8 protein-coding genes are annotated in these 9,418 nt (G+C 76.0%); 3 read left to right on the plus strand and 5 right to left on the minus strand.

All coding sequences use genetic code 11. The features are described from left to right. Window positions 1-89 precede the first annotated feature (89 nt). On the minus strand, window positions 90-626 hold the full coding sequence (locus tag ACZ6EJ_RS16865; protein WP_469267864.1) for a cysteine hydrolase family protein: 537 nt from the start codon (window positions 624-626) through the stop codon (window positions 90-92). Window positions 627-834: 208 nt separating this feature from the next. Here ACZ6EJ_RS16865 and ACZ6EJ_RS16870 point away from each other — a divergent pair, with 208 nt between their 5' ends. Then, the gene (locus ACZ6EJ_RS16870; protein ID WP_469267865.1) at window positions 835-2,019 is read left to right on the plus strand and encodes an alcohol dehydrogenase catalytic domain-containing protein; all 1,185 of its coding nucleotides are present in this window, start codon (window positions 835-837) and stop codon (window positions 2,017-2,019) included. Between the two features lie 74 nt (window positions 2,020-2,093). Beyond that, window positions 2,094-3,140, plus strand: coding sequence for an NAD-dependent epimerase/dehydratase family protein (locus tag ACZ6EJ_RS16875; RefSeq protein ID WP_469267866.1), 1,047 nt, complete (start codon window positions 2,094-2,096; stop codon window positions 3,138-3,140). Between the two features lie 3 nt (window positions 3,141-3,143). Here ACZ6EJ_RS16875 and ACZ6EJ_RS16880 read toward each other — a convergent pair whose 3' ends face one another. The 4 genes from ACZ6EJ_RS16880 to ACZ6EJ_RS16895 form a co-directional block, all read right to left on the minus strand. Further along, entirely contained in the window at window positions 3,144-4,412 is a 1,269-nt protein-coding gene (locus ACZ6EJ_RS16880; protein ID WP_469267867.1) for a cytochrome P450, read from the minus strand. Window positions 4,413-4,497: 85 nt separating this feature from the next. Continuing rightward, window positions 4,498-5,307 (minus strand): SDR family oxidoreductase, encoded by an 810-nt coding sequence (locus ACZ6EJ_RS16885; RefSeq protein ID WP_469267868.1) that lies wholly within the window; start codon window positions 5,305-5,307, stop codon window positions 4,498-4,500. Between the two features lie 67 nt (window positions 5,308-5,374). Then, complete coding sequence (locus ACZ6EJ_RS16890; protein ID WP_469267869.1) at window positions 5,375-6,304, minus strand: polysaccharide pyruvyl transferase family protein; 930 nt, start codon at window positions 6,302-6,304, stop codon at window positions 5,375-5,377. Window positions 6,305-6,517: 213 nt separating this feature from the next. Beyond that, window positions 6,518-7,669, minus strand: coding sequence for an FUSC family protein (locus ACZ6EJ_RS16895; RefSeq protein ID WP_469267870.1), 1,152 nt, complete (start codon window positions 7,667-7,669; stop codon window positions 6,518-6,520). A 438-nt stretch (window positions 7,670-8,107) separates the two neighbouring features. Here ACZ6EJ_RS16895 and ACZ6EJ_RS16900 point away from each other — a divergent pair, with 438 nt between their 5' ends. Beyond that, complete coding sequence (locus ACZ6EJ_RS16900) at window positions 8,108-9,328, plus strand: baeRF2 domain-containing protein (RefSeq protein WP_469267871.1); 1,221 nt, start codon at window positions 8,108-8,110, stop codon at window positions 9,326-9,328. Window positions 9,329-9,418: the final 90 nt, after the last annotated feature.

Here is a 9,418-nt window from a genome sequence, read left to right on the forward strand (position 1 = left end):
GCACCACTGGGTTTGGACCCCCCCCCCCCCCGGAGGCGGGAGGCGGGTGGGCCTCCCCCCCCCCCCCCCCCCCCCCCCCCCCCCGGCCGTCAGAAGGCGACGTCCCGCGCGTCCTGGATCGCGGCGCCCATGTTGCGCTCCATCATGCGCAGGGCCGCCTCGGCCAGATCCTGATGGATGTGGGCCACCGCGTCGCGGGGGACGGTGACGCGCAGATGCCGGATATGGGCGTCGAGCGCCGAATACAGGACGCACTGCTCGGTCACCTGGCCGCAGAGGACGACATGGTCCGCGCCCAGTTCGGAGAGCAGATAAGCGAGCGGCGTCTCGTAGAAGATGGAATGTCTCGCCTTGACGACGAAAAGGGAATGGTCGTCGGGCAGCACGGGCTCCACGAGTTCGGCATAAGGGCCCTGGAGAGCCGTCTCGACGAGTTCCCCGTGATGGGACCGCCATTCCCCGAAATTGTCGTTGGCGTAGATGACCGGCGCCTTCTCGGAGCGGGCGCGGTCGATCAGGCCGGTGAGAGGCGGAAGCGCGGTCCGGACGGACGGAACGAGCTGCTCGGCGTCGGGATGGTCGTACGTGTTGATCATGTCGATGACGATGAGAGCGCTTTTTCCCATGCCGTCATCCTCTCACCCGCCTCCCGGCGGCCGCCCGCGCGCGCCCGGAATTCCGAAAGCCGCGTCCGAAGCCGATCGGTGCGCTGGAGGCAGATCGCCTTCCTCGCGGTGGCGCCGTGTTTCACGGACCGTCCCATGGGAACCCGGCAGGCGATCATGCCCCTGAAGGGGGCGACGGCCGACGCGGACGTGGAAAAAGGGAGCAGCCGTGCGCGCATTGACCTATCAGGGAAAGCGGGACGTCCGGGTGGAGACGGTCCCGGACCCGCGCATCCAGGAGCCGACGGACATCATCGTCAAGATCACCTCGACCGGGATCTGCGGCTCCGACCTCCACCTCTACGAGGTGCTGGGCCCCTACCTCGACCCCGGCGACATCCTCGGCCACGAGCCGATGGGCATCGTCGAGGAGGTCGGCGCAGAGGTGGTGGCGGTCGCCCCCGGAGACCGGGTCGTGATCCCCTTCAACGTCTCCTGCGGCCACTGCCACATGTGCGGGCAGGGGCTGCACTCCCAGTGCGAGACCACCCAGGTGCGCGCCTACGGCACCGGCGCCTCCCTCTTCGGGTACACCAAGCTCTACGGCCAGGTCCCCGGCGGCCAGGCCGAGTACCTGCGGGCGCCCTTCGGCAACGCCCTGCCGATCAAGGTCCCGCACGGCCCGCCGGACGACCGGTTCGTCTACCTGTCGGACGTCCTGCCCACCGCCTGGCAGGCCGTGGAGTACGCGGACATCCCGCCCGGCGGAAGCGTCACCGTCCTCGGCCTCGGGCCGATCGGGGCCATGGCCGCGCGGATCGCCCTGCACCGGGGCGCGGGCCTCGTCGTGGGCGTGGACCTGGTGCCCGACCGCCTCGACCGGGCGCGCGCCCACGGGGTCACCTGCCTCGACCTGCGCCGGCACGGCAAGGACCTCGGCGACGCCGTCAGGGACCTCACGGACGGGCGCGGCACGGACGCGGTGATCGACGCCGTCGGCATGGAGGCCCACGGCGCGCCCGTCGCCAAGGCGGCCCACGCGGCGGTCGGCCTGCTGCCCGACGCGGTCGGACGGCGCCTGATGGAGACGGCCGGCATCGACCGCCTCACCGCCCTGCACACGGCCGTCGACCTGGTGCGCCGGGGCGGCACGATCTCCATCAGCGGCGTCTACGGCGGGTCCGCCGACCCGATGCCGATGCTGACCATGTTCGACAAGCAGATCCAGCTCCGCATGGGCCAGGCCAACGTCAAGCGCTGGGTCGACGACATCCTGCCGCTGCTGGGCGACGACGACCCGCTCGGCGTGGACGGTTTCGCCACCCACCGCCTGCCGCTGGAGCAGGGCCCCCAGGCCTACGAGACGTTCCAGAAGAAGGCTGACGGCATGATCAAGACGCTCCTCGTCCCCTGACCCGGACCGGTCCCGGAGCCACGGGGCCCCACGACCCCCGAGGACTTCGGGACGCCCCAGGAAGGAAGCACGCCATGGAGAACGACACCCCCTCCGCGGGCAGGCGGATCGTCGTCACGGGGGCCACCGGCAACGTCGGGACGAGCGTCGTCCGCGCGTTGGCCGGGGACCCCGAGGTGGCCTCCGTGCTGGCCCTCGCCCGCAGGAGGCCCTCCCTGGAGATCGCGGGGGTGCGGTGGGACACCGTCGACCTCTCGCGCCCCGGCAGCGAGGACCGGCTCGTGGACATGCTGCGGGGCGCGGACGCCGTCGTGCACCTGGCCTGGCGCTTCCAGCCCACCCACGACCCGGTCGTCACCTGGCGCAGCAACGTGCTCGGCTCCCTGCGCGTCTTCGACGCGGTGGCGCGGAGCGGCGTCCCCGCCCTCGTCCACGCCTCGTCCGTCGGCGCCTACTCGCCCGGCCCCAAGGACGAACCGGGCGTCGACGAGTCCTGGCCCACGCACGGCTGGCCCGACGCGGCCTACTGCCGGGAGAAGTCCTACCTGGAGCGGGTCCTCGACGCCTACGAGCTGCGGAATCCGCGGATCCGCGTCGTCAGGATGCGCCCCGGCTTCCTCTTCAAGGAGTCCGCGGCCTCCGAGCAGCGCCGCATCTTCGCCGGGCGGTACCTGCCGGGCCCGCTGCTCCGGCCCGACCTCCTCCCCTTCGTCCCCGACCTGAAGGGGCTCCGCTTCCAGGCGCTCCACACCGCCGACGCCGCCGAGGCGTACCGGCTCGCCGCGCTGCGCGAGGTGAGCGGGGCGTTCAACCTGGCGGCCGACCCGGTGATCGACGCCCGCACGCTGGCGGAGATGCTCGGCTCCCGCGTCGTCAAGGTCCCCGCGCCCCTGGTGCGCGCCGCGCTGGCCGCCGCCTGGCGGGCCCGCGCCGTGCCGGCCTCGCCGCACCTGTTCGACGCCGTGCTGCGCCTGCCGCTCCTGGACTCGGGCCGGGCGCACCGGGTCCTCGGCTGGCGCCCGACCCGCTCCTCCGAGGAGGCGCTGCACGCCTTCCTGCGCGGGGTGCGGCGGGGCGGGGGAGAGGACACCGCGCCGCTGGCCGGCCGGCGGGTCGGCTGAGCCTCAGACCCGGCCCGCGTCCGCGTACGGTTCCGACGCCGCCTCCACGCCGCTGATCACGAACCCGCTCCGGGGCGCCGTCGGGACCCGGCGCAGCGGGATGCGCAGGTCCTGCTCGGCCACCTCGTACGGCAGGCGCGCCAGGAACGAGGCCACCGTGGCCAGGACCGCGACGGTCACGTCCTCGCCGGGGCAGCGGTGGCCGTCCACGGGGCCGCCGCCCTGCGGGACCAGGGCGTCGGCGGGGGCGTCGCCGTCGAGGAAGCGGGCCGGGTCGAAGCGGTAGGGCTCGGGCCACAGGTCGGGGTCGTGGTCGAGCCCGTAGAGGTCCAGCAGGACCAGCGTGCCGGGCCGGATCGTCCGCCCCGACCACCGCAGCCGCTCGGCGGCCAGCCCTCCCACGAACGGGGCGAACGGGTAGAACCGGCGGACCTCCTGGGCGAAGGCGAAGGCGTACGCCGGGTCGTCGTCGCCCGCCAGCGCGGCCCGGTGCTCGGGGTGGCGGTGCAGCGCGTGGGCGGCGAACACGGCGAACCAGGTGATGGCCGCGGTCGGGCGCAGGACGTTCAGCACCTCGACCGCCGCGGTGCGCGCGGGGAGCAGGTCGCCGTCCGCGTCCCGGTGGGCGGCGATCGTCTCCAGCGGAGTGGGCTCGGCCCCGAGCGCCGGGGGCGCACCGCGCAGCCGCTCGCGCGCCTCCTCCACCAGCGGCGTGATCCGCTCCTCCTGCCGGCGGCGCGCCCGGCGGGCCCGCAGGTGCCGGGGGCCCACCGAGGCGAAGCCGTCGACCATGGCGATCATGTCCCGCGCGGTGCGCGACGCCTCCCCGTCGGGCAGCGGCACCCCCGCCCAGGCGTGCACGGCGCGCGTGAGCACCGAGGCCATCGCGTCGAACAGCACCACCCGCTCGCGCCCCGCCCACTCGGCCCGCGCCCCATCCGCCTCCAGGGCGACGCGCGCGGCCAGGTCCCGCACGCGCGAGGGGTCCAGGAGGAGATCGGTGAACAGCGCCTTGCGCGCCCGGTGCCGGTCGCCGTCCAGGGTGTGCACCGCGCCGCGGCCGAAGAGCGTGTCGATCACCGGCAGGGGCAGGGCGTCGTGGCGGTGGACGTGGTTCTCGTCGTAGAAGAACCGCACCGCCGCCGGACCGTGCAGGGCGATGGCGGGCTTCCCGAGGAGGCGCGCGCGGACGGGCGCTCCGCCGCTGCGCCGCCGGCGGTCGGGGAGCCAGGCGTAGCCGCGCAGCAGGAGCGGCAGGGTGTCGTCGATCATGGGTCCTCCGTGGGGTGGGGATGGGAAGGCGCGTCGTGCGGGCGGTCGGTCCTCGGGCCCCGGCCTCGCGCCGCGCCGCCCGCGCTCAGGGCCGGCGCCAGTCGTCGGAGGCGAGGTGGGAGCCGGCCTGCGGCCCCATGCGGAGCATCCCGCCGTCCACCACCCAGGAGGCCCCGGTGGTGTACGAGGACTCCGGACCGGCCAGGAACGCGACGACCGAGGCGACCTCGCGGGCGTCGCCCGGCCGGCCGAGCGGGATGCCGGGCCGGTCCACGCGCTCCACCTCGACGTCCTCCTGGCCGGTCATGGGGGTGGCGATCTCGCCGGGGGCCACCGAGTTCACCGTGATGCCGTACTCGGCCAGCTCCAGCGCCATCACCTGCGTCAGCAGCCCCAGCCCGCCCTTCGCGGCGCAGTAGGGGGCGGCGCCGACCCTCGGCTGGTGTTCGTGCACCGACGTGATGTTGACGATGCGGCCGCCGTCCCCCTGGGCGATCATGCGGCGCGCCGCGCGCTGCGAGCACAGGAAGGGGCCGACGAGGTTGACGTCGACCACGTCGCGGACCGTGTCGAACTCCAGGTCGAGGAACCGGGCGGCCGTGCCCGCGCCCGCGCAGTTGACCAGGACGTCCACCCGGCCCAGCTCGTCCGCGAGGCCGTCCACCACGTCGGCGGCGTCCGGCAGCTCGGTCAGGTCCAGGCGGGCGGCGGCGGCGCGCCGGCCGTGGGAGCGGACCTCGCGGGCGGTGGCGTCGGCCCCGCCGCGGTCGGCGTGCCAGGTGAGGCCGACGTCCATGCCGTGCTCGGCCAGTTTCACGGCGATGGCCCTGCCGATCCCCGAGTCCGCGCCGGTGACGAGTGCGACCGGGACGGCGGGCCGGGTGTCTGCGGTCATCTGTCCTCCTGGGGGTGTGCGGTCGCCCGGCCGGGTACCACCGCGGCGCGGTGCCCAAACATCGAGGTCAGGGGCGTTGCCGTGGTGCGGTCGGCGGACGGCCGAGCAGGCGGGCGGCGCGCCGGCGGGCGGCGGCCCGCCCGGCGGGGGAGAGGCACCAGTCCCACCACCGGTCCAGGAGCGCGGTCGTCACGTCCTCGCCGGGGACCAGCGCGGGCCAGCGCAGGAGCTGGGCCTGCCCGCTGACCTTGGCGCCGCCCCGGACGGGGTCCACGGCCAGCGCGGGGACGCCGGAGCGCAGGGCCAGCACCAGACCGTGCAGCCGGTCGGTGACCATGACGTCGAGCCGGGCGACGAGGGAGAGGTACTGGTCGGGCGTCCGGCAGTGGCGCCAGTCGCCGAGGGCCAGCCGGGTGTCGGCCTCGACCCGCGCGCAGTCCTTCCCGGCCAGCCAGGGGAGCAGGACCCCGGCGACGCGGTCGTGGCCGCGCCGGTCCCCGTACTCCCCCTGCCCGTACGTCAGGGCCACCCCCGCCACCGGGGCGGCGGGCAGCGCCGGCGCGGCCCCCGCCAGGTCCGGCAGGAGGCCGCCGCCCGGATCGTCGCGCGCCACCACCCGGTGGAAGCCCCGGACGGCCGGACCGTCCGGGGCCACCACGCTCACCCCCACCGCGACGCGCCGGCAGGCGGCGTAGCGCCGGTGCAGGGCGGTGAGCTGGTCCCCGTGCACCGGACCGCAGACGAAGAGGAGCTGGTCGTAGCGTTCGGGCGGCGCCTCCTCCAGGGTCGGCCCGGCGGGTTCGAAGGCGGGGCTCCACGCCGTGTCGTGGGCCAGGCCCAGGCGGTCCAGCGCCGCCGAGACGGCCCGCTGGGCGAGGGCGTCCCCGGCCGTCACCTCCCCGTCCAGGAAGCTGAACCAGCCGGTGACCAGCACGCGCCCCTCCGGGCGGCGGGGCCGCAGCACGTCGTCCAGCAGTGCGGAGAGGCTGAAGGGCATCGTCGGTCTCCTCTGTTCGGGTCCGCGGGCCCCGGGGGGGGGGGGGGGGGGGGGGGGGGGGGGGGGGGGGGGGGCGGGAGGGGGGGGGGGGGGGGGAGGTTTTCTGTTTCTTTGGGGGTGGCGGCGCGGGCCGGGGGGGCCGCGCGTCCCCCCCCCCCCCCCCCCCCCCCCCCGCCCGAGCGCTCCGGCTCACCGCGACGCGCCGCCGGCCGGTCAGGGGTGCGTGGACGACGCCACGCCGGACCCCGCGCCATTCGTCCGGCAGACGGGGAGCGGCAGCCCGTCCTCACCGGGGGCCAGCTCGTCCAGCAGCGCCTGGCAGCCCGCCACGAGGCTGCCGACCGACGTCCTGAGATCCGGGTCCGGTCCGTGCAGCGACGTCTTCATCCGGTGGAGCGCCCGGTGCGCCTCCTCCAGGCGGGCCTTCCGCGCCGAGCACCGCTCGTCGTCGGCGCCGTTCTCCATGATGTCCTGATCGAGCGCGCAGATCTCGGCGGCGGCGGTCAGGAGCGCGCCCAGCCCGTCCCGCGCGACGCGCGGCGGGCGGGGGAGCGCCCGCTGGTCGGACGCGGTCTCCCACAGGGTCAGCGTCAGGGTGAGGAGGCGGTTGGCCACCCGCGTCCACACGGGGTCCCACGCGTCGGAGGGGGCGGGTATCCTGCGGCGCAGGCGGTGTCCGGGGTTGAGCCGGAAGCTCTCCGAGTCCCAGGCACGGGCGACGCGCAGCTCCGCGACCGACCCCAGCAGGTCGCTCGCGCTCCGGTGCCACTCCTCCGCCCGCTCGTCGTCGTAGTCGGCGACGCCGTCGCCCAGCTCCCGCAGCAGCCGCGCGCAGTCGCGCGGCAGCGCGCCGGCCAGCCTCTTGACGTGGAGGGAGTGCACCGGGGGCAGGACGAGGGCGTTCACCGCGATGCCCACGGCCGCGCCCACGGCGGTCTCCAGCAGGCGGTGCCCGACTTCCGCGAGCGAGTACGCCCCGTAGGCGAGGACGAACAGCGCGGTGGTGGGCGCGTACAGGCCCTGGCCGCCGACCGGCGCCCAGTTGCCGAGCAGCACGGTCAGCGGGAGGACGATCACCATGGCGGTCATGGTGTCGCCCGTCAGGGTCGCCGCCCCGGCGGCGAGCACCGTCCCGACGGTGATCATCAGCAGGAGCTGGGCCGCGGTGCGCACCGACCGGTACACCGTCCCCTGGACCAGCGCGACGGCGGCCCAGGGGGCCATCAGTGCCATGGGCGCCGACAGCCACCACCCGGATATCGCCCAGGCCAGGGTGGCGGCGGCCGCCGCCTTCAGGGACTGCACCACCTGGTGGCGGTCGGGCGGCCCGACGCGGGGGACCAGCCGGGCGAGACGCGGGTTCACAGGGCGCGGGCGGTCGTGGTGGGCCGGCAGGCGCGGCCGGGCGGGTGCGGCGCCCCGGACCGGGTGCTCGCGCCGCCTCCCGCGCGGGCGGGGTACAAAGCCCGCGGGACGCCCGCCCGGTCGCCGGGGCTGCCCCGTCCGGGGGTCGACCGGGGGGACGCGGTCTGCATGGTGGTCACTCCTCGACGAAGGCGGCGTCGGTCGCCGCGGCGTGACCCGGAGCCGGACGGAGCCGCCCCGCGAGCCCTCCACGGCGCGCCCCGCATGGCCGGAACGCGACGGTCGCGTACCCGTGCGGCACGGGGCCAAACGCGTGACGCCACCGCCCCTGGCCTCCCGGTCCGCCGTCCGGCGGGCCGGGAGGCCGAGGCGCATGGGTAGGGCCGAAAAGGGGTACTCGCGGGGGTCGAGTCACCCTGACAAACCGGGAGGAACACCATGCGACTGGCGTCCCTGGCACCTCTGTACAGCCGTCCGGGCCCCTGGGCGACGGCCTATGTGGACACCTCGATCGCCGACGAGTCCCTGCACAGCCGGCGGGAACTCACCGCGCGGCGGCTCGGCGAGGAACTGGCCGAGCAGGGCGCGGACGCGGAGACCTGCCGAGCCGTCCGCGAGGCCGTCGAGACCTATGCGTTCGGGGAGCAGACGCCCGGCAGGGCGGTCTTCGCCACCCGCGGCGAGGTCGTGCTCGACCCGATGCTGAGCACTCCGCCGCCCGGCGACTCCACCAGCGTCTGGGCCCCGCTCCCGCACGTCGCGCCGCTGCTCGAACTCGTCCCCGACGAGCCGGACACGCTCGTCGTGCACATCGACCGCGTCGGCGCCGACTTCGAACTGCGGACCTCCACCGGCAGCCGCCCCGAGGGAACGGTGGAGGGGCGGGACTGGCCGGTGCACCGCACGGCGTCGGCCGACTGGTCCGAACGCCACTTCCAACTGAGCGTGGAGAACACCTGGGAGGAGAACGCCCGCACCGTCGCCTCCGCCGTCGAGGAGGCCGTCACCAGGACCGGGGCGGAGCTGGTGGTGCTGGTGGGCGACGAGCGCGAACGGCGCACCGTCCACACGGTGCTGCCGGAGCACCTGGGGGCGGAGGTCGTCGAGACCGACCGGGGCGGGCGCGCCGCCGGTGCCGGGTCGGAGCGGCTCGACGCGTGGATCGCGGCCGAACGCGCGGAGCACGCCCGCCGCCGTTCGGCCCGCGCGCTGGAGCGGTTCGCCGCGGCCAAGCACCGGGGCGACGGCAGGGTCGGCGCGGCCGACGGCGTGCCGGCGCTGATCGAGGCCGCGCGCGAGCACCGGATCGACACGCTGCTGCTCAGGCCGGACGGCTCCGAGGCCCACCGCGAGGTGTGGGCGGGGCCCGAGGCCGACCAGATCGCGCTGCGCCGCACCGACGCGCGGGCCCTCGGGGAGCCGGAGCCCTTCGCCGTCCGCGCCGACGACGCGCTGCTCCGCGCCGCCGCGCTGACCGGTGCGGACGCGGTCGTCGTCGGGGAGGCCGCGCGGGACCGGACCCCCGCCGAGGACCTGGCGGCCGACAACCGGGGGGTGGCGGGGGCCGAGGCGGGCGAGGACGAGCCGGTCGGGGGCCTCGGGGCCGTGCTGCGCTGGCCGACCGAGGGCGAGCACCCCCGCGTCGAGCCCGGCGCCTGAACGCCGAGGCGGGGGGGGGGGGGGGGGGGGGGGGGGGGGAGCGCGTCTGTGTGCTCTGGCCTTCGCGATTACCTTTCGGCGGACCATGAG

It is taken from the genome of Streptomyces sp. NPDC041970 (assembly GCF_055588985.1).

Coding starts and splice junctions, on each gene's coding strand:
- ACZ6EJ_RS16865 (WP_469267864.1), bottom strand. CDS start 626: ATGGGAAAAAGCGCTCTCATCGTCATCGACATGATCAACACGTACGAC.
- ACZ6EJ_RS16875 (WP_469267866.1), top strand. CDS start 2,094: ATGGAGAACGACACCCCCTCCGCGGGCAGGCGGATCGTCGTCACGGGG.
- ACZ6EJ_RS16880 (WP_469267867.1), bottom strand. CDS start 4,412: ATGATCGACGACACCCTGCCGCTCCTGCTGCGCGGCTACGCCTGGCTC.
- ACZ6EJ_RS16885 (WP_469267868.1), bottom strand. CDS start 5,307: ATGACCGCAGACACCCGGCCCGCCGTCCCGGTCGCACTCGTCACCGGC.
- ACZ6EJ_RS16890 (WP_469267869.1), bottom strand. CDS start 6,304: ATGCCCTTCAGCCTCTCCGCACTGCTGGACGACGTGCTGCGGCCCCGC.
- ACZ6EJ_RS16900 (WP_469267871.1), top strand. CDS start 8,108: ATGCGACTGGCGTCCCTGGCACCTCTGTACAGCCGTCCGGGCCCCTGG.